Below are 17,071 nucleotides of genomic sequence, written 5' to 3'. Positions count from 1 at the left end.
GGTGCGGCGCGTCATCCGCGCATCAGGCCGCGCAGGTTCACGGCGGGGTCGGCCAGCTTCCCGGCGTCCGCCGGCACCCGGCGGTCGATCATGCGGCGGGCGGCGCGGACGGCCGTGGAGTCGTCCACCGCGGCGGCCGCGACGACGAACCCGTCGCGCAGGCCGAAGACGGCGAAGGACGGGTCGTCGAAGCCGCCGCGGACGACGGTCAGCTCGGCCGCGTCCATGCGGCCGACGGCCTCGACGTGGCGGCCGTGCCGGTCCGTCCAGAACCAGGAGGCCGTCGGCGCGGGCGCCTCGGCGCCCAGCAGGGTGGCGGCGGCGCGGGCTCCGTCGTGCCGGGCGGCCTCCCAGTGCTCGGTGCGGGGCAGCAGGACGCCGTCGTGGCGGGTGCGGGCGGGGTCGCCGACCGCGAGCACGTGCGGGTGGGAGGTGACCTGTCCGGCGTCGACCACGATGCCGCGGTCGACCTCGAGGCCGGCCCGCTCGGCGAGTTCCGTGTGCGGGACCATGCCGACGCCGAGGACGACGGCGTCGTACGACCGTGCCGCGGACTCGCCCGCCAGCCGGGCCTCGATGCGCTCGCCGCGGTCGGCGAAGGCTTCGACGCCCGCCTGGACGGCGGTGATCCCGTGCCGGGCGTGCAGGCCGTGCAGCCAGGCGGCCAGGTCCGGGCCGAGGGCGGCGGTGAGCGGGACGGCCACCGGGTCGACCAGGGTGACCTGGCAGCCCAGGCGGACGGCGGTGGAGGCTACCTCGGCGCCGATCAGGCCGGCGCCGACGACCAGGACGTCGGCGCCGGGCGCCAGCGCGGGGCGCAGCCGGTCGGCGTCCTCGGCGGTGCGCAGCACGTGGACGCGTTCGCTGCCGATGCCGGGGATGGGCGGGCGGGCGGCGGCGCCGCCGGTGGCGAGGACGACCCGGTCGGCCGGCAGCACGGTGCCGTCCGAGAGCTCGACCTTGCCCTCGGCCGGGTGCAGGGCCGTGACGGCGGTGCGGTTCACCAGGCGGACGCGCTGGTCGTCGTACCACTGCGGGGGCTGGAGGGCGATCTGCTCGCTGTTCTTGACGCCGAGCAGGAAGTCCTTCGACAGCGGCGGCCGGTCGTAGGGGAACTCGCCGGGGTCGACGATGGTGAGGTCGCCGTCGAAGCCGCCGGCGCGCAGCGCGCCGGCCGTGCTGACGCCGGCGATGCCGCCGCCCGCGATCACCACGCGTTCGGTCACGGGGTCTCTCCCGGGAAGAGCCAGACCTCGCCGTCGCGGACCTCGACGCGGTGCGGGCAGGCGTTCCTCGTCGCGGGCAGCCCCTGCACCTCGCCGCTCTTGAGGCAGAACTTGCTGGAGTGCAGCGGGCACTCGACGTACCCGTCCTCCACCCAGCCCTCGGCGAGCGAGGCGGTCTCGTGGGTGCAGGTGTCGTCCAGCGCGTACACGCTGTCGTCGGTGTCGCGCAGCAGGGCGATGTTGTCGGCCGTGCCGGTCACGGACTTATCGATCGCGATGCCTTCGCCCTGGGGGATGTCGTCCAGGGCCGCGACGCGGATGCCGTCGCTCATTTCTGCTCCTCGTCGCGGTTCTCGTGCCAGGCGGGGGTGTTCATCAGTTCGCGCCAGCGCCCGTAGAAGTTGCGGCCGGCCGCGTCGCTGTACAGCTCGCTGGTGGTGCCGGGGTAACGGCCGTCCTCACGCTCGGTGCCCATCCCCATCTGGTAGTTGAGGGCCACGTTGTTGGTGATGAAGCCGTGCGAGATCGCCTGGACCTCGCTCCAGTTCTCGCCGTCGTCCTGCTCGAAGATGCCGCTGGGTCCGAAGGTGCGCAGGTTGTACAGGCGCTGCGCCTCCCGCACCTCCTCGGGCATCGACTTGTCGACGATGGTCCAGGCCCAGACCTCCATCTTGTCGGGGCCCTTGGGGTGCCAGACCCGGATGGAGCCGTTGACCGGCAGGTAGGAGAAGTTGGGGAAGACCGTCGCGTGGCCGTTGGTCAGCGGGCCCTCGACGCGGGCCTCGCCGAGCCGCTCGCGCAGCGCGTCGTAGTCCATCCACTGGTGCACGGTCTGCGCGTCGAAACGGTTCTTCGGGTGCACGGGGAAGCCGGCGCCGTTGCCGTTCGCGTCGGAGTACTGGCGGCCGGTGCGGTGCACGACCTCGTCCTTGGGCTTCTTGCCGGCGGGCGCGAGGACCATGAGCGCGGAGGCGTGGCTCATGATCACGTGGTACCAGTCGGTGGCGAACTGCTCGGCCGCCAGCTTCCAGTTGCCCTCCAGGACCCACTTGTGGACCCCGCCGACGACGACCGTTCCCTGCTCGTCGTGGTCGAGCATGGCGTCCATGTACCAGGCCATGTCGCCGAGCGACTCGCGCAGCGGCACCGGCTCCGGGTTCCAGGTGCCGAAGATCAGGCCGTGGTACGTCTCCACGTGCGGCACCTCGACCAGGCCCCACTTGCCGGTCTCGAAGGACTCGCCGTAGGCGTCCTGGTTGGGGACGCTCACCAGCGCGCCGTCCAGGTTGAAGGACCAGCCGTGGTAGGTGCAGGTGAAGTTGCGGGTGGTGCCGGCGTCGGCGCGGCAGACCCGGGCGCCGCGGTGGCGGCAGGAGTTCAGGTAGGCGCGGATCCTGCCCTCGCGGTCGAGGGTGACGATGACCGGGTCCTCGCCCATGTACGTGGTGAAGAAGTCGCCGGGCTTGTGGAACTGGTCGGTGTGCGCGAGGAACAGCCAGCTCGGGGCGAAGACGCGGCGCAGCTCCTGCTTGTACAGGTCCTGGTCGGTGAAGACGACGCGGTCCAGCAGTCCGCCCTCGTTGTCGACGAGGCCGGAGACGTCGATGTTCCGTGCCAGGTCTGCCGGGCGCCGCAGGGCGCCGCTCGGGGCCGTGGTGGCCGCGCCCCGGGGTTCGATCGTCGAGGTCATGGCCGCAAGGGAACAGCAGTCCCCGGGCGGCGAGCCACGCGTCGTTCCGCACAGCGGCACACGCGCTTACGCGGGGTGGGTGACGCGGGAGAGCGTGGCCGCATGCTTGCCGCCACTGCCGTATCCCAGAGCGCGACCGACCCGCTGGCCGGCCTCGTGCTCGGCGACGTTCCCCCGCCCGAGCCCCGGCCCGGCTGGTCGGTCGTCCGGGTCGCCGCCTCCTCGCTGAACATGCACGACCTGTGGACGCTGCGCGGCGTCGGTCACCCGCCGGACCGGCTGCCGATCGTCCTCGGCTGCGACGCCGCCGGCTGGGACGAGGACGGCAACGAGGTCATCGTCTACCCCGTCATCGCCGACCCGGACGCCGGGATGGGCGACGAGACCCTCGACCCGGGGCGCGCGCTGCTGTCGGAACAGCACGACGGCGCCTTCGCGGAGTTCCTGTCCGTGCCCACCCGCAACCTGATCCCCAAGCCGTCGTGGCTGTCCTTCGACGAGGCCGCCTGCCTGCCCGTCGCCTGGGGCACCGCCTACCGGATGCTGTTCACCCAGGCGCGGATCCGGGCCGGCGACCGGGTGCTGGTGCAGGGCGCGGGCGGCGGTGTGGCGTCGGCCGCCATCAAGCTGGCCGTGGCCGCGGGCGCCGTCGTCCACGCCACCAGCCGCAGCGAGGAGAAGCGGGCCGAGGCGCTGTCGTGGGGCGCGCGGGCCGTCGTACCGACCGGCGAGCGGCTGCCGGAGCGCGTGGACGTGGTGATCGAGACCGTCGGCGAGGCGACCTGGTCGCACTCGCTGAAGTCCCTGCGCCCCGGTGGCACCGTGGTGATCGCGGGCGCCACCAGCGGCATGAACCCGCCCGCCGACCTGGGCCGCGTCTTCTACCTCCAGCAGCGCGTCCTGGGCTCCACCGGCTGCACGCGCAGTGAGCTGGTGGCCCTGCTGAAGATGATGGACGCCACGGGCGTCCGTCCGGTCGTCGACCGCACGCTGCCGCTGGCCGAGATCCACAAGGGCTTCCAGCTCATGATCGACGGCCGGCTCACCGGAAAACTCGTCGTCCACCCCTCCCCCTCGGCCCCCTGAGGAGCACCGTCATGACCGCCGCCGTTGTCGGCCTGTCCCACTCCCCCCTCATCGGCAAGAACGACCCGGCCCCCGACGTCGTCGCGGCCGTGGACGCCGCCGTCGACGAGGCGCGGGCCTTCGTCCGCGCGTTCGACCCGGAGCTGGTCGTGCTGTACGCGCCCGACCACTACAACGGCTTCTTCTACAAGGAGATGCCGCCCTTCTGCCTGGCCACCGAGGCGCACGCGGTCGGCGACTTCGGCTCGTCCGCGGGTCCGCTGTCCGTGGACGCCAAGGCCGCGCAGGCCCTGGCGCGCGGAGTGCTCGACCGGGGTGTCGACCTGACCGTGTCGGCCCGGATGACGGTCGACCACGGCTTCACCCAGCCGCTGGAGGTGCTGTTCGGCGGCATCGCCAACGTCCCCGTCGTGCCCGTCTTCGTCAACGGCGTCGCCACCCCGCTCGGCCCGGTGAGCCGCATCCGCGCCCTGGGCACGGCCGTCGGCGAGGCCGCGGCCGAGCTGGACCGGCGGGTGCTGTTCGTCGCCTCCGGCGGCCTGTCCCACGACCCGCCGGTCCCGGTGCTGGAGGGCGCCCCGCCGCGGGTCGCCGACGCCCTCATCGAGGGGCACCCGCCGACGCCGGAGCAGCGGGCGCGCGGCGAGGAGCGCGTCATCCAGGCCGGCCGGGACTACGCGGCGGGCTCGACGCGGATGATCCCCCTCTCCCCGGAGTGGGACAACCTCGTCCTGGACACGCTGGCCGACCGCGGGCGGCTGCCGGAGGTGGACTCCTGGACGGTGGACTGGATGGCGGCCGAGGGCGGCGGTTCCGCGCACGAGGTGCGCACCTGGGTCGCCGCCTTCGCCTCCCTCGCGGCCACCGGCGCCTACCGGATGACCTCGCGCTTCTACACGCCCGTCCCCGAGTGGATCGCCGGTTTCGCGGTGGCGACGGCGCGGCAGGAAACGGGCCGGTGAGCACGGACCCCGGAGTGATCGGCGAGGCCGTGCGCCGGCTGGAGAGCGCGGCCGCCGAGCGCCGGCCCTGCGCGCCGGTGCGCGACCTCCTCGGGCGTGAGGACGTGGCGGCCGCGTACGCGGTGCAGCGCGAGCTGACCGCGCGCCGGCTGGCCTGCGGCGCGGTCGTGACGGGCCGCAAGATCGGGCTCACCTCGCCCGCGGTGCAGCGCCAGCTCGGCGTGGACCAGCCGGACTTCGGCGTCCTGTTCGCCGACATGGACGTGTCCGGCGTCGCCGGGCGGGTGCCCGTGTCGCGTCTGCTGCAGCCGAAGGTGGAGGCGGAGATCGCCTTCGTCCTCGGCGCGGACCTGGACGCCGGCGGGCTGGACGCGGCCGCGGTCCGCTCGGCGGTCGCCTACGCGGCGCCCGCGCTGGAGATCGTCGACAGCCGCGTCGCGGACTGGGACATCGCCATCACCGACACGGTCGCCGACAACGCCTCCAGCGGCCTGTACGTGCTGGGCGCCGAGCGGCTGCCGCTGGGCGCGTTCGAACCCCGCGAGACGACGATGCGGATGTACGCGGACGACGTCCTGGTCTCGGAGGGCGACGGCGCCGCCTGCCTCGGCGACCCGCTGAACGCGCTGGCGTGGCTGGCCCGCACGGCACGCGAGTACGGCGACCCGCTGCGGGCCGGCCAGGTCGTGCTGTCGGGGGCGCTCGGCCCGATGGCCGTCGTCGCCCCCGGTGTCACCGTGCGCGCCGAGATCTCCGGACTCGGCACGGTGACCGCGGCCTTCACGGACTCCGCGGACCCGGCTCGGCCGACGGCCAGGACATGAACGTCGGCATCGCCCCGGACCCGGTGGGCTGAGACCGGACCCACGCCGCCGGACCCACGCCGCCGCGTCAACTTGGCCGGACGGTTTCCGTCGGATGAACGGTACGCGGCGGCGTCGGGCGGATGAGAGACCGGTCACACCGGGCGCGCGGAGCGCGGATCGGCGGGGTCCGGGGAGACCGGTCCGGGGTCGGTCCTGGGGTCGGCCGGGGCCGCTTCGGGGTCGGCCCCGGGTCGCTCCGGGGTCGGTCGGGCGTGGAATTCCGTCACCCCGGCTGGGCGGCACGCCGTCCGGACCGTAGGGCAGGTGTGCGGAGGACGCTGTGCCGGTCCGGCGGAACGGCGCGACGTCCGGCCGCCGGGCACGAAGCGGGCCGGTCGACGGGCCGGTCGACGGGCGGCGGGCGCGAGAGCGCCGGGGCGTGAGCGCCTGTCGGGGCGGTCGGGGCGGTCCGGGCGGATCGACGCGAGACCGCCCCGTCCGGCGTCAGGACCTCCTCATGTCCGCCGGAAGCCGCGCCCGGCCGGGGCGGACCTTCGGCCGGGCGGCGGGCGGAGCATGCACGTCAGTCGACGGCCGGGGCGACGACCGGGGCATGCGCGTCAGTCGACGGCCGGGGCCGTCGCGCCCGGCGCGGAGCGGTGGCCAGGGCAGCCCGGTGGACGCCACCGGCCCCGTCGGGCACGGCTGGCCCCGACGGCGGTGCGCGGCCTGATCACGTCGGCCCTCGGGCTGCCGACGCGCGGCGTCACCCCGTCGGCACGGCGGTGCGCAGGTCGGCCGGCTGGTGGGCGGCGCGGGGGCGGGAGCCGCGGACCGTCCAGGCGCGGGAGGCCGCCGCGGCGATGCGGCGCATGTCGGCGCTCAGACGGCGGGGGTCGAACTCGCCGCAGCGGCCGGCCACCGACAGTCCCGCGACCGCCCGGCCGCCGTGCCCCAGGACGGGCACGGCCACGCAGTTCAGGCCCGGCTGGCTCTCCTGGTCGTCGTAGCTCACGCCGGTGCGGCGGATCCGCTCCAGTTCGGCGGCGAGCACGTCCGCGTCGGTGATCGTGTGCTCGGTGAAGCGGTGCAGCGGCGTGGCGGTGACCCGGGCCGCGGCGCGGGAGTCGTAGGCCAGCAGCACCTTGCCGACGGCCGTGGCGTGCGCGGGCAGCCGGCCGCCGATGCGGGAGGGGACCGGGGCCGGCCGGTGACCGTAGAGCTTGGCCAGGTAGACCACGTCGGTGCCGTGCAGCACGGAGAGGTGGACGGTCTGCCGGGTCAGTTCGTACAGGTCGGTCAGGAAGGGCAGGAGCACGTCGCGGATGCCCTCGTACCCGGGGGCGTAGACCGCGCGCCCCAGGTCGTGCAGACGTTCGCCGAGCCGGTAGTCGGTGCCGACCCGCTCCACGACCCCGTTGCGCTCCAGCATGCCGAGCACCCGGTACGCGGTCGACTTGCTCAGCTGCGCCCGCCGGGCGAGCTCGCTCACGCCTACCCCGCTGCTTGCCCGGTCGCCGAAGGCGATGAGAAGACTGATCGCCTTGTCGACGGCGGCCCGGTCGTCCCGGGACGTGCTGGCGACGGGGGAGGTCATGGTTGGCTCACCTCAGTTTCGAGGGGTCCGCGTCAATTTGAGTACACGGTGTGGAAACATTTACGTGACACAGGATGCGAGCCGGGCGGCGGTTCGTCAACAATGACAACATGCACATTAAAAGTGACGCCCTGGCTCGCGAGAACGAGCTCGTGGCCCGCAACGTCCGGCGCTTCCGGTTGGAGCGGGCCATGTCCCTGGGCGACCTCGCCCGCCGCTCGGGCCTGTCGAAGCAGACCCTGTCGAAGATCGAGCAGGGCTCGGGCAACCCCACCGTGGAGACGCTCTCCCTGCTGGGCGCGGCCCTCGACATGCCCGCCCGGCGCCTGCTCACCGAGTGGGGCACCCCGGTCTACGTCCAGCGGCACGCCGAGGGCGAGTGGAGCGACGCCCGCGGCTGGTCGGAGCGCCTGCTCGACGAGACCTACGGCTCCGGCTACGTCCGCACGCTGTCCCTGCGCATGGAGCGCACGGCGGGCGAGCCCGCGGTCGTCGAGCCGCACTCGCCGGGCACGCTGCACCACGTCTACGTGATCACGGGCAAGGTCCGCACGGGACCGGTCGTGGAGCCGGTGGACCTGGCGGCCGGGGACTTCGCCCGCTTCCCGGGCGACGTGCCGCACCACTTCTCCTGCCTGACCGACCGGGCCACCGTGCACATGGTCACCACGGTGCCGCAGATCCGCCGGGCGAGGCCGACCGTCGTCAAGGGCGGCGCCCCCGGACAGCAGAGCTAGGACCGGACCGCGCCCTCCCGGGCGGGCGTCGAAGCGGTGGACGCCGGGGCCCGCGGCGGCCCGTGTGCCGCCGGGCAGGCGGACCCGGGTCCTCGGTGCCCGGCGGGACCTCCACCGTCAGCGCGAAGCTGTCACCGTGCCGCTCCCAGGCGCAGCGGACGGTGCCGTGCGGGCAGTCGTGACGGACCGACGCCGAGGTCAGCCGGTGCGCGGAGAACGCGAAAAGGGCCCCGCAGGCTTTCGCCTGCGAGGCCCTCCGCACCGTCGGGACGACAGGATTTGAACCTGCGACCCCTTGACCCCCAGTCAAGTGCGCTACCAAGCTGCGCCACATCCCGGTGCCCGTCTGACCTGGGATTTCCCCTGGCCGAGCGCGCAGAAGAACAATACCGCACTCGGCCCGGTGATCGCGCACCGCTTTCCGCCCCGGAGTCGCCGCGACGTCACCTGCCGAAGTTGACCTCAAGTTTGGTCGAGGTTGCACGATCGATCGCATGACGATCACGCACACACACCGGCACATGTACACGTACGGGGACCTGCCCCGGCTGATGGGGCTGATGACGGGCGACGAGAAGCACGGCCCGGCGGCGACGTCCACGCTGGACGCGCTGTGGGTGCTGTACGACCGCGTGCTGCGGGTGACCCCGGAGCGGGCCGAGGATCCGGAGCGGGACCGGTTCCTGCTGTCCAAGGGCCACGGGCCGATGGCGTACTACGCGGTGCTGGCCGCGAAGGGCTTCGTGCCCGTGGAGTGGCTGCCGGGCTTCGGCTCCTACGACTCCCCGCTCGGGCACCACCCCGACCGGCTGCTCGTGCCGGGCGCCGAGATCGGCAGCGGGTCGCTCGGGCACGGGCTGCCGATCGCCGTCGGCACGGCGCTGGGGCTGCGCGCGCAGGGCCTGCACGAGCCGCGCGTCTGGGTGCTGATCGGGGACGCCGAGCTGGACGAGGGCAGCAATCACGAGGCGATCGCCTTCGCCGGACCGGCCGGTCTCGGGCGGCTGCACACGGTCGTCGTCGACAACGCCTCCGCCGGCCACGCCCGGCCGGGCGGCATCGCGGCCCGCTTCGAGGCCGCGGGCTGGTCCGCGGTCACCGTCGACGGCCGCGACCACCAGGCGCTGTACGACGCGTTCACCGCCCCGCATCCGGGCCGCCCGCACGTGGTGGTCGCCCGGGTGGAGCCGAAGTACTCCTGACCGACAGAAGGGCTCTGATCTTCATGGACACCATGCGTGACCGTTTCGCCGGCGTCGCCACCAGGCTGCTGGACGAGGATCCGCGCGTCGCGGTCGTCATCGCCGAGGTCGGCAAGGACGGCTTCGCCGAGGCGCTGCGACGGCACCCGGACCGGTTCGTCAACGTCGGCATCCGCGAGCAGTTGCTGGTCGGGGCCGGTGCCGGGCTGGCGCTGACGGGGCTGCGGCCCGTGCTGCACACCTTCGCCTCCTTCCTCGTCGAGCGGCCCTTCGAGCAGGTCAAGCTGGACCTCGGGCACCAGGGCGTGGGCGCGGTGCTGGTGAGCGCGGCGGCGTCCTTCGACTGGCCGGCCGGTGGATACACGCACATGGCGCCGGGCGACGTGGCGCTGCTGGACACCCTGGACGGCTGGACCGTGCACGTGCCGGGGCATCCGGACGAGGCCGAGACCCTGCTGCGGCACGCGGTCGCCGCGGGCGACGACAAGGTGTACGTCCGGCTGTCCCTCCAGACGAACGACCGGCCGCGCGAGGTCGACGGGCGGCGCTTCCGCACCGTCCGCGAGGGCGGCCGCGGTGTGGTCGTCGCCGTCGGGCCGGTCCTGGACGAGGTGCTCACGGCCACGGAGGGGCTGGACGTGACCGTGCTGTACGCGACGACCGTGCGGCCCTTCGACTCGGCCGCGCTGCGCCGGGCCACCGGGGCGGCCGGGACCGACGTCGTCCTGGTCGAGCCGTACCTGGCGGGTACGTCGACGGCCGTCGCGAACGACGCGCTGGCCGATCTGCCGCACCGGGTGCTGGGCCTGGGCGTGGGCCGCCGCGAACTGCGCCGCTACGGCCGCCTCGAGGAGCACGTCGCCGCCCACGGCCTGGACGCGGGATCCCTGCGGGAACGGATCGCCGGCTTCGTCGCCGGCGGGCGGGTGACGGCGGGGGCGTGAGCCGATGCCGCGCCCCGGGCGTTCGCGCCCCCGAGGCCGCACGCTCCCGCCCCCGGCGCCGCACGCTCCCGCCCCCGGCGCCGCGCGTTCCCGCCCCCGGGCGTGCGTCGCGGCGGCGGCTCCGCGACCGGCTCGGGTACGTGCGCGGGTGGCAGCCGGAGCCCCCTCCGCACCGGCTGCCACACTCGCCCACGGATCATGACACGCGGCACTGACAACGCCCCCGCGTCTCATTCCCGGGCCGGCAGGCCCAGTGCGGGGTGGCTGTCGAGCAGGCGCGGCGGGGCGGCCTGGCGCCAGGAGTCGGCCAGGATGTCGCGCAGCTCCTCCTCGTCCTCCAGCGCGGCCAGGCGCACCCGTACCCAGGCGAACTGCGCCTCGTGGCCGGCGATCCAGAACTTCCCCGGCTCGGCCAGGACCAGTTCGTCGCGCTCCTCCTTGGGGCAGCGCACGGCGATGGAGGTCTCGTCCTCGGGCAGCGTGGCGAACATCTTCCCCGCCACCCGGAACGTGGGCATGTTCCAGGCGGTCTTCTCCGTCGTGTCCGGCAGGGACAGGGCGATACGGCGTACGTCTTCGGCGTCCGGCATGCTTCGCACCGTAGCCCCTGGCACTGACATCGAGTCACCTGGTCACAGCGGTGCCCCGGTCGGACCGCCGGAGCCGAGCCGCTTGTAGTAGACCGAGGTCGGCCGCAGCGCCCCGTCGGGGGCGGCCGCGTAGTCCGGGATCGCGCCGACGCGGGTCCAGCCGGCCGAGCGGTAGAGGTGCTCGGCGAGGCTGTCGGTCTCGGTGTCCAGGTGCAGCAGGGTGATGCCCGCGGCGGCGGCCGCATCCTCGGCGGTGGTCAGCAGCCGGCGCCCGAGGCCCCGGCCGCGGGCGTCGCGGTGCACCATCAGCTTGACCAGTTCGGCGCGGTGGCGGCTGTTGGGCTTGTCCGGGAAGGCCAGGCTGACGGTGCCGAGCGTCCGGCCCCCCTCGCACGCCGCCCACACCGCCAGCCGTCCGCCGGCCGCCTCCGCGGCGCGCTCCGTCCACCAGGCGAGGGCCGCCGCCGGGTCGAGCGGCGCGAGGAAGCCGATCGAGGCACCGCCGTGCACGGTGTCCACCAGCAGGTCGGCCAGTTCCCCGACGCGTGCCGCCAGCGCGGCCCGGTCCAGCCGTCGCACGATCACGGCCCCACCACCGCCAGCACGTACCGCACGTCCTCGGGACCGGGGCACCGGAACCGCGTCGGCCCCCACACCCGCAGCCGCAGGCAGTCACCAGTGCCGAGGCGGTGCTCGACGTCCTGCGCCGTCACCTCCAGCGCTCCTTCCAGCACCCAGATGTGCTGTTCCAGACCGGGCACGGGCGGCCGGTCGTAGGCGATGTCGGCACCGGCGGCGAGCCGCCCCTCGACGAGTTCGCCGCGCAGCCCGGCGTGCGGCGGTGACACGGAACGCCGTACGAAGCCGGATTCCCGGTCCCGCCACACCGGCTGGTCGGCGGCGGGCACCAGCAGCGCGTGCTCCGCCTCCACCTCGCTGAGCAGCTGCGACATGGTCCGCCCGTAGACGTTGCACAGACGGTTGAGGAGGGCGGCGGTCGGGCTGATCTCCGCCCGCTCGGCCCGGGACAGGGTCGACCGGCTGACTCCGCTGCGCTCGGCCAGCTCACCGAGCGACCAGCCCCGCTCGGCCCGCAGTTCGGCCAGCCGGGCGCCCAGGCGGGCGTCGACGGGGTCGGGCTCCGTGTGGAGCACATGCTGTTTCATATCCGGGAGGATATCCCGAATTCGAGACGCCCAGTCCGCGGGTTCGTCACTCCCGTCCGCCGAACGCCGCGAGCGTGCGTTCCAGCGCCGGGAGCGCCCGCACCACCCGCTTCGACCGGATCAGCAGGTCCCACGCCGGCTCGAACTTCTTCCAGCCGCCGGCGTACGCCAGGTGCCGCAGCCGCTCGGGCCTGCCGGGCTGGGCGGCCGACCCGCGCCAGATGTTCGACCAGCGGTAGAACTCGCGGTACGCCCGCCAGTAGCCGTCCTCCAGCTGACGCGCCGTCATACCCGTCGGCCGGTAGACCACATGACGGGTGTCGTAGAGGTCCCAGTCGCGGTGGAGGATGCGCCCCTCGGAGTGGAGCTGCCGCCACAGGCCGGTCGAGGGGTACGGCGTCATGATGTGGAAGGTCGCCGTCTCGATGCCCTGCGCGACCGCCCAGTCCACCGTGCGGTCGAAGACGTCGGGGCCGTCCTGGTCCAGCCCGAACACGAAGCTGGCGTTGACCATGACCCCGGCGTCGTGCAGCCGCCGTACCACCGCCGCGTAGTCGGTGCCGACGTTCTGGTCCTTGCGGCGCTCGGCGAGATTGGCGTCGTTGACCGTCTCGAAGCCGACGAACAGGCTGCGCAGCCCCGCCTCCACGGCCCGCTCCAACAGCCCGGGCTTGAGGATGGTGTTGACCGTGGCCGCCGCCTGCCACAGCCGCCCCGACCCGCGCATGCCGTCGAACAGGGCCTCGGCGAAACGGCGGTTGCCGAAGAGGTGGTCGTCGAGGAAGTAGAGGTGTCGGCCGGGAAGGCGGTCGATCTCGGCGAGGGCGTCGTCGACGGCCTGCGTGTAGAAGGACTTGCCGCCCTCGAAGAAGGCGTCCTTGTAGCAGAAGTCGCAGTGGTGCGGACAACCGCGCGATACGACGATCGAGTTGGGGACCAGATACAGGTGACGCTTGATCAGGTCCCGTCGCACCGGTGGCAGTCCGGCGAGGGTGCGCCGCGTGGAGTCGTAGCGGCGGGCGGGGGCGCCGTCGCGGAAGTCCTTCAGGAACAGCGGCCAGGTGTCCTCGCCGGGGCCGGTGAAGATCGTGTCGGCGTGCGCCGCCGCCTCGTCGGGGAGCGAGGTGACGTGCAGGCCCCCCATCGCGACGTGGACGCCCCGGGCCCGGAAGTGGTCGGCTATCTCGTAGCTGCGCCGGGCCGAGGTGATGTACGGCTGGATCACCAGCAGGTCGGGGGTGCCGAGGGCGTCGAGGTCGAGGCGTTCCACGTGTTCGTCGTGGAGCGTGACCTCGTCACCGGGGTCGAGGTAGCCCGCGAGGGTCGCGAGGCCCAGGGGCGGGAACAGCGAGTACTTGACAGGCCGGAACAACGGGCTGGTCGCCTCGGTCAGGGCCGGGAGGATCATCGTCACACGCATGACGTCCGAGACTGTGTCCGCCCGGCCGCCGGTTCCCGCGACCCTGGAGGGCCCCGGGAATCGACCGACCGGCCCTACGCCCGTGCCGCCGCCCGCAGCGCCTCGAGCACCGGCCGGATCAGCGGATGCTCCTCCGCCCCGCGACGGACGGCCGCGAAGACCCGGCGGGTGGGCGCGACCCCGTCGACCGGGCGGACGACCACCCCGGCCAGGTCGGTGCCGCGCAGCGCCGAGCGCGGGACGAGGGCGACGCCCGCGTCGGCCGACGCCAGGGCGACGACGGCGCGGAAGTCGTCCGAGGAGTGCTCCAGGCGGGGCTGGAACCCCGCCGTCTCGCAGGCCAGGACCACCACGTCATGGCACGGATTGCCCGGGTAGGGGCCGATCCACGGGTCCTTGGCCAGGTCGGCGAGGGGAATCTCGTCAGCGTCGGCCAGCCGGTGGCTCACCGGGACCACCGCGTCGAAGGGTTCGGCGTACAGCGGCACGTGGGTCAGCCGCGGATCGTCCGCCGACGGCGCCCCGCGGTACTCGACGGCGACCGCGACGTCGACCTGCCGGTCGAGCACCATCGGCAGGCTGGCGTCACCCTCGGCGTCCCGCACGCGGATGCGGATGCCGGGCGCGGAGTCGGCGAGCCGGGCCACGGCGGGCGCGACGACCTGGGCGATGCCGGTCGCGAAGGCGGCGACGGTGACCGTGCCCGCCGCACCCGAGCCGTACGCGGCCAGCTCGGCCTCCGCCCGCTCCAGCTGGGCGAGGACCGCGTTGGTGTGGCTGAGCAGGATCTCGCCGGCCGGGGTCAGCCGTACGCCCTTCGCGCCGCGCTCCACCAGGCGGTGGCCCGTCTCCTGTTCCAGGGCCGTGAGCTGCTGGGAGACCGCGGAGGGGGTGAGGTAGAGCGCGGCGGCAGCCGCCGTGACCGTGCGGTGGTCGGCCACCGCACGGAGGATGTGGAGCCGCCGTGCCTCGATCATGGATGGGATTATCGCAAGGGGTCGGGCCGGTCAGCCGTCCAGTTCCGCCCGCGCCGCGACGAACGCGTCGACGGCGCGGTCGACGTCGGCGGCGGAGTGCGCGGCGGAGAGCTGGACGCGGATGCGGGCCTGGCCCTGCGGGACGACCGGGTAGGAGAAGCCGATCACGTACACGCCGCGTTCCAGGAGGAGTTCCGCGAGGCGGGCCGCCTTCGACGCGTCGCCGATCATCACGGGCGCGATGGGGTGGTCGCCGGGGAGGATCTCGAAGCCCGCCTCGGTCATCCGGCGGCGGAACAGCGCCGTGTTCTCCGCCAGCCGCACCCGCAGGTCGTCCGCCGACTCCAGCAGGTCGAGCACCTTCAGGGAGGCCGCGGCGATCACCGGGGCGAGCGTGTTGGAGAACAGGTACGGGCGCGAGCGCTGCCGCAGCAGGGCGACGATCTCGGCGCGGGCGGCGACGTAGCCGCCGGAGGCACCGCCGAGCGCCTTGCCCAGGGTGCCGGTGACGATGTCGACGCGGTCCATGACGCCGTGCAGCTCGGGCGTGCCGCGGCCGCCGGGGCCGACGAAGCCGACGGCGTGCGAGTCGTCGACCATGACCATGGCGTCGTAGCGGTCGGCGAGGTCGCAGATCTCGCGCAGCGGGGCGACGTAACCGTCCATGGAGAAGACGCCGTCGGTGACGACCAGGCGGCGGCGCGCGCCGGACGCCTCCTTCAGCCGCGTCTCCAGGTCCGCCAGGTCACGGTTGGCGTAGCGGAAGCGGCGGGCCTTCGACAGGCGGATGCCGTCGATGATCGACGCGTGGTTGAGCGCGTCGGAGATGACCGCGTCCTCCGGGCCGAGCAGCGTCTCGAAGACGCCGCCGTTGGCGTCGAAGCAGGAGGAGTACAGGATCGTGTCCTCCTGGCCGAGGAACGCCGACAGACGTGCCTCCAGCTCCTTGTGCACCTCCTGGGTGCCGCAGATGAAGCGCACGGACGCCATGCCGTAGCCCCAGCGGTCCAGCGCCTCGTGCGCGGCGGCGATCACCTCGGGGTGGTCGGCCAGGCCCAGGTAGTTGTTGGCGCAGAAGTTGAGCACCTCGCCGGGCCGGCCGCCCGCGGTGACCTGCACGGTCGCGGACTGCGGGGTGCCGATCACCCGCTCGGGCTTGTGCAGCCCGGCGGTGCGGATCTCGTCGAGGGTGGTGCGCAGGTCGTCTCGGACGGAGTCGAACATGAGGGGGCTCCTGAGGGTGCCGACGGAGGAAGGGGATCAGACGGTCCAGTCGAGGATGATCTTGCCGCCGGTGCCGCTCGCCGCGTCGGCGAAGGCCGCCTCGAAGTCACGGTAGCCGTAGCGGCCGGTGATCACGGGGGCGAGGTCGAGGCCGCCTTCGAGCAGCACCGACATCGCGTACCAGGTCTCGAACATCTCACGGCCGTAGATGCCCTTGATGGTGATCATCGAGGTCACGATCCGGGCCCAGTCGACGGGGAACTCCTGCGCGGGCAGCCCGAGCACGGCGATCCGGCCGCCGTGCGTCATGTTGGCGATCATGTCCCGCATGGCCTCGGGCCGTCCGGACATCTCCAGGCCGATGTCGAAGCCCTCGCGCAGCCCCAGTTCGCGCTGCCCGTCGGCGATGTCCGTCTTCGACACGTTCAGCGCGAGGGTCACGCCGATCTTGCGCGCGAGGTCCAGCCGCTCCTCGCTGACATCGGTGATGACGACGTTGCGGGCGCCCGCGTGGCGGGCCACGGCCGCCGCCATCAGGCCGATCGGTCCGGCACCGGTGATCAGGACGTCCTCGCCGACGAGCGGGAACGACAGGGCCGTGTGCACGGCGTTGCCGAACGGGTCGAAGATCGCGGCGACGTCCAGGTCGACGGGGACGCGGTGCACCCAGACGTTGGTGGCGGGCAGGGCGACGTACTGGGCGAAGGCGCCGTCGCGGCCGACGCCGAGCCCGACGGTGGCCCGGCACAGGTGACGGCGCCCGGCCAGGCAGTTGCGGCACTTGCCGCACACCAGGTGGCCCTCGCCGCTCACCCGGTCGCCGGCCTGGATGTCGGTGACGTCGCGTCCGGTCTCGACGACCTCGCCGACGAACTCGTGCCCGACCACCAGCGGGGTGCGGATCGCCTGCCGCGCCCAGCCGTCCCAGGCCCGGATGTGCAGGTCGGTGCCGCAGATGCCGGTCCGCAGGACCTTGATCAGTACGTCGCCGGGTCCTACCGCGGGCTCGGGCACGTCCGCGAGCCACAGGCCGGGCTCCGCCTTCTGCTTGACCAGCGCCTTCAACGCTACGGCTCCTGTGGGTGAGGTGCCGGGCGCGGGCATGCCGAGGCGGCCGCGTCCGGGCAGGCGAGTGGGATCGCCACGCAATCTGCCGCACGGCGGCCCTCCGGGTCCATCGATCTTTTCTTAAGCCGCGCCGCAGCTTTCCTTCACGCCCACCGCCGGCGCACCGCCCGCGCACCGTCGGCGGAAGCCTTCCGCCCGCGCGGCAGCCGTCTGCCGCCTGCCAACTGCCGTGTGCCGTCTGCCGCCTGCCAACTGCCGTGTGCCGCCTGCCGTGTGCTGCCTGCCGTGCCGTGTGCGGCAGGCCTCGGCCCGTCGACGCGGTGGCGCGACGGCTTTCCGCCCTTCCGTCATCCGCGCCGCACCGGCGGGGACGCTT

18 protein-coding genes and 1 tRNA gene are annotated in these 17,071 nt (G+C 73.7%); 6 read left to right on the top strand and 13 right to left on the bottom strand.

All coding sequences use genetic code 11. From position 1 onward, the window contains the following. Positions 1 to 11: 11 nt before the first annotated feature. Genes VKA29_RS13885 through VKA29_RS13875 form a run of 3 tightly spaced genes read right to left on the bottom strand, consistent with a single transcriptional unit; the run spans position 12 to position 2,916 of the window. A complete protein-coding gene (locus VKA29_RS13885; protein WP_324785807.1) occupies positions 12 to 1,226 on the bottom strand; it encodes an NAD(P)/FAD-dependent oxidoreductase in 1,215 nt (404 codons plus the stop codon). After that, positions 1,223 to 1,558, bottom strand: coding sequence for a non-heme iron oxygenase ferredoxin subunit (locus VKA29_RS13880; RefSeq protein ID WP_324785806.1), 336 nt, complete (start codon positions 1,556 to 1,558; stop codon positions 1,223 to 1,225). The genes VKA29_RS13885 and VKA29_RS13880 overlap by 4 nt, the downstream gene beginning before the upstream one ends. After that, positions 1,555 to 2,916 (bottom strand): SRPBCC family protein, encoded by a 1,362-nt coding sequence (locus VKA29_RS13875; protein ID WP_324785805.1) that lies wholly within the window; start codon positions 2,914 to 2,916, stop codon positions 1,555 to 1,557. Before VKA29_RS13875 ends, VKA29_RS13880 begins: the two co-directional genes overlap by 4 nt. 102 nt (positions 2,917 to 3,018) lie before the next feature. On the opposite strand from VKA29_RS13875, the gene VKA29_RS13870 reads away from it, so the two are divergent. From VKA29_RS13870 to VKA29_RS13860, 3 genes are read left to right on the top strand one after another with little or no spacing between them, the layout of a single operon-like run. Beyond that, complete coding sequence (locus VKA29_RS13870; RefSeq protein ID WP_324785804.1) at positions 3,019 to 4,002, top strand: zinc-binding dehydrogenase; 984 nt, start codon at positions 3,019 to 3,021, stop codon at positions 4,000 to 4,002. Between the two features lie 11 nt (positions 4,003 to 4,013). Next, positions 4,014 to 4,964, top strand: a complete 951-nt coding sequence (locus tag VKA29_RS13865) for a 3-carboxyethylcatechol 2,3-dioxygenase (RefSeq protein WP_324785803.1) — start codon at positions 4,014 to 4,016, stop codon at positions 4,962 to 4,964. Next, positions 4,961 to 5,788, top strand: coding sequence for a 2-keto-4-pentenoate hydratase (locus VKA29_RS13860; RefSeq protein WP_420718488.1), 828 nt, complete (start codon positions 4,961 to 4,963; stop codon positions 5,786 to 5,788). Before VKA29_RS13865 ends, VKA29_RS13860 begins: the two co-directional genes overlap by 4 nt. A gap of 748 nt (positions 5,789 to 6,536) precedes the next feature. Here VKA29_RS13860 and VKA29_RS13855 read toward each other — a convergent pair. Then, positions 6,537 to 7,367: an IclR family transcriptional regulator gene (locus tag VKA29_RS13855; RefSeq protein WP_324785802.1), complete on the bottom strand. Its 831-nt coding sequence runs from the start codon at positions 7,365 to 7,367 to the stop codon at positions 6,537 to 6,539. A gap of 110 nt (positions 7,368 to 7,477) precedes the next feature. Here VKA29_RS13855 and VKA29_RS13850 point away from each other — a divergent pair, with 110 nt between their 5' ends. Further along, positions 7,478 to 8,104, top strand: a complete 627-nt coding sequence (locus tag VKA29_RS13850; RefSeq protein ID WP_324785801.1) for an XRE family transcriptional regulator — start codon at positions 7,478 to 7,480, stop codon at positions 8,102 to 8,104. Here VKA29_RS13850 and VKA29_RS36960 read toward each other — a convergent pair. Both VKA29_RS36960 and VKA29_RS13845 read right to left on the bottom strand, forming a co-directional pair. Further along, positions 8,073 to 8,366, bottom strand: a complete 294-nt coding sequence (locus VKA29_RS36960) for an alpha-L-rhamnosidase C-terminal domain-containing protein (protein ID WP_420718487.1) — start codon at positions 8,364 to 8,366, stop codon at positions 8,073 to 8,075. The two genes, VKA29_RS13850 and VKA29_RS36960, sit on opposite strands and share 32 nt — an antisense overlap. A 2-nt stretch (positions 8,367 to 8,368) precedes the next feature. Beyond that, a tRNA-Pro gene (locus VKA29_RS13845) sits at positions 8,369 to 8,442 on the bottom strand. A gap of 156 nt (positions 8,443 to 8,598) precedes the next feature. Between VKA29_RS13845 and VKA29_RS13840 the strand changes: the two genes are divergently transcribed. Both VKA29_RS13840 and VKA29_RS13835 read left to right on the top strand, forming a co-directional pair. Beyond that, positions 8,599 to 9,306, top strand: a complete 708-nt coding sequence (locus tag VKA29_RS13840; protein ID WP_324785800.1) for a transketolase — start codon at positions 8,599 to 8,601, stop codon at positions 9,304 to 9,306. A gap of 23 nt (positions 9,307 to 9,329) precedes the next feature. After that, positions 9,330 to 10,250, top strand: a complete 921-nt coding sequence (locus VKA29_RS13835; protein WP_324785798.1) for a transketolase — start codon at positions 9,330 to 9,332, stop codon at positions 10,248 to 10,250. A 230-nt stretch (positions 10,251 to 10,480) separates the two neighbouring features. Here VKA29_RS13835 and VKA29_RS13830 read toward each other — a convergent pair whose 3' ends face one another. The 7 genes from VKA29_RS13830 to tdh form a co-directional block, all read right to left on the bottom strand. After that, positions 10,481 to 10,840, bottom strand: a complete 360-nt coding sequence (locus VKA29_RS13830; RefSeq protein ID WP_324785797.1) for an MmcQ/YjbR family DNA-binding protein — start codon at positions 10,838 to 10,840, stop codon at positions 10,481 to 10,483. A gap of 42 nt (positions 10,841 to 10,882) precedes the next feature. Next, complete coding sequence (locus tag VKA29_RS13825) at positions 10,883 to 11,425, bottom strand: GNAT family N-acetyltransferase (protein ID WP_324785795.1); 543 nt, start codon at positions 11,423 to 11,425, stop codon at positions 10,883 to 10,885. After that, positions 11,422 to 12,006, bottom strand: a complete 585-nt coding sequence (locus VKA29_RS13820; protein ID WP_324785793.1) for an XRE family transcriptional regulator — start codon at positions 12,004 to 12,006, stop codon at positions 11,422 to 11,424. The genes VKA29_RS13825 and VKA29_RS13820 overlap by 4 nt, the downstream gene beginning before the upstream one ends. Positions 12,007 to 12,052: 46 nt before the next feature. Continuing rightward, positions 12,053 to 13,426 carry a radical SAM protein gene (locus VKA29_RS13815; RefSeq protein WP_324785792.1) on the bottom strand — a complete coding sequence of 458 codons (1,374 nt, stop codon included), beginning with the start codon at positions 13,424 to 13,426 and terminating at the stop codon, positions 12,053 to 12,055. A gap of 74 nt (positions 13,427 to 13,500) precedes the next feature. Then, on the bottom strand, positions 13,501 to 14,403 hold the full coding sequence (locus tag VKA29_RS13810) for a LysR family transcriptional regulator (protein ID WP_324785791.1): 903 nt from the start codon (positions 14,401 to 14,403) through the stop codon (positions 13,501 to 13,503). Positions 14,404 to 14,433: 30 nt separating this feature from the next. Next, complete coding sequence (locus VKA29_RS13805; RefSeq protein WP_324785790.1) at positions 14,434 to 15,627, bottom strand: glycine C-acetyltransferase; 1,194 nt, start codon at positions 15,625 to 15,627, stop codon at positions 14,434 to 14,436. A gap of 36 nt (positions 15,628 to 15,663) precedes the next feature. After that, positions 15,664 to 16,692, bottom strand: coding sequence for an L-threonine 3-dehydrogenase (gene tdh, locus VKA29_RS13800; RefSeq protein WP_324785789.1), 1,029 nt, complete (start codon positions 16,690 to 16,692; stop codon positions 15,664 to 15,666). Positions 16,693 to 17,071: the final 379 nt, after the last annotated feature.

The sequence above is a fragment of the Streptomyces sp. H51 genome (genome assembly GCF_035656535.1).
In the GTDB taxonomy this organism is placed as follows: Bacteria; Actinomycetota; Actinomycetes; order Streptomycetales; family Streptomycetaceae; genus Streptomyces.
Note: the sequence above shows the minus strand (reverse complement) of the source record. Positions and strands in the feature narration are given on the sequence as shown.

Bases quoted from the DNA above. Each gene is read 5' to 3' on its own strand.
- VKA29_RS13880 (WP_324785806.1), bottom strand. From the start codon at position 1,558: ATGAGCGACGGCATCCGCGTCGCGGCCCTGGACGACATCCCCCAGGGC.
- VKA29_RS13875 (WP_324785805.1), bottom strand. From the start codon at position 2,916: ATGACCTCGACGATCGAACCCCGGGGCGCGGCCACCACGGCCCCGAGC.
- VKA29_RS13870 (WP_324785804.1), top strand. From the start codon at position 3,019: ATGCTTGCCGCCACTGCCGTATCCCAGAGCGCGACCGACCCGCTGGCC.
- VKA29_RS13865 (WP_324785803.1), top strand. From the start codon at position 4,014: ATGACCGCCGCCGTTGTCGGCCTGTCCCACTCCCCCCTCATCGGCAAG.
- VKA29_RS13855 (WP_324785802.1), bottom strand. From the start codon at position 7,367: ATGACCTCCCCCGTCGCCAGCACGTCCCGGGACGACCGGGCCGCCGTC.
- VKA29_RS13850 (WP_324785801.1), top strand. From the start codon at position 7,478: ATGCACATTAAAAGTGACGCCCTGGCTCGCGAGAACGAGCTCGTGGCC.
- VKA29_RS13840 (WP_324785800.1), top strand. From the start codon at position 8,599: ATGACGATCACGCACACACACCGGCACATGTACACGTACGGGGACCTG.
- VKA29_RS13835 (WP_324785798.1), top strand. From the start codon at position 9,330: ATGGACACCATGCGTGACCGTTTCGCCGGCGTCGCCACCAGGCTGCTG.
- VKA29_RS13830 (WP_324785797.1), bottom strand. From the start codon at position 10,840: ATGCCGGACGCCGAAGACGTACGCCGTATCGCCCTGTCCCTGCCGGAC.
- VKA29_RS13820 (WP_324785793.1), bottom strand. From the start codon at position 12,006: ATGAAACAGCATGTGCTCCACACGGAGCCCGACCCCGTCGACGCCCGC.
- VKA29_RS13815 (WP_324785792.1), bottom strand. From the start codon at position 13,426: ATGCGTGTGACGATGATCCTCCCGGCCCTGACCGAGGCGACCAGCCCG.
- VKA29_RS13810 (WP_324785791.1), bottom strand. From the start codon at position 14,403: ATGATCGAGGCACGGCGGCTCCACATCCTCCGTGCGGTGGCCGACCAC.
- VKA29_RS13805 (WP_324785790.1), bottom strand. From the start codon at position 15,627: ATGTTCGACTCCGTCCGAGACGACCTGCGCACCACCCTCGACGAGATC.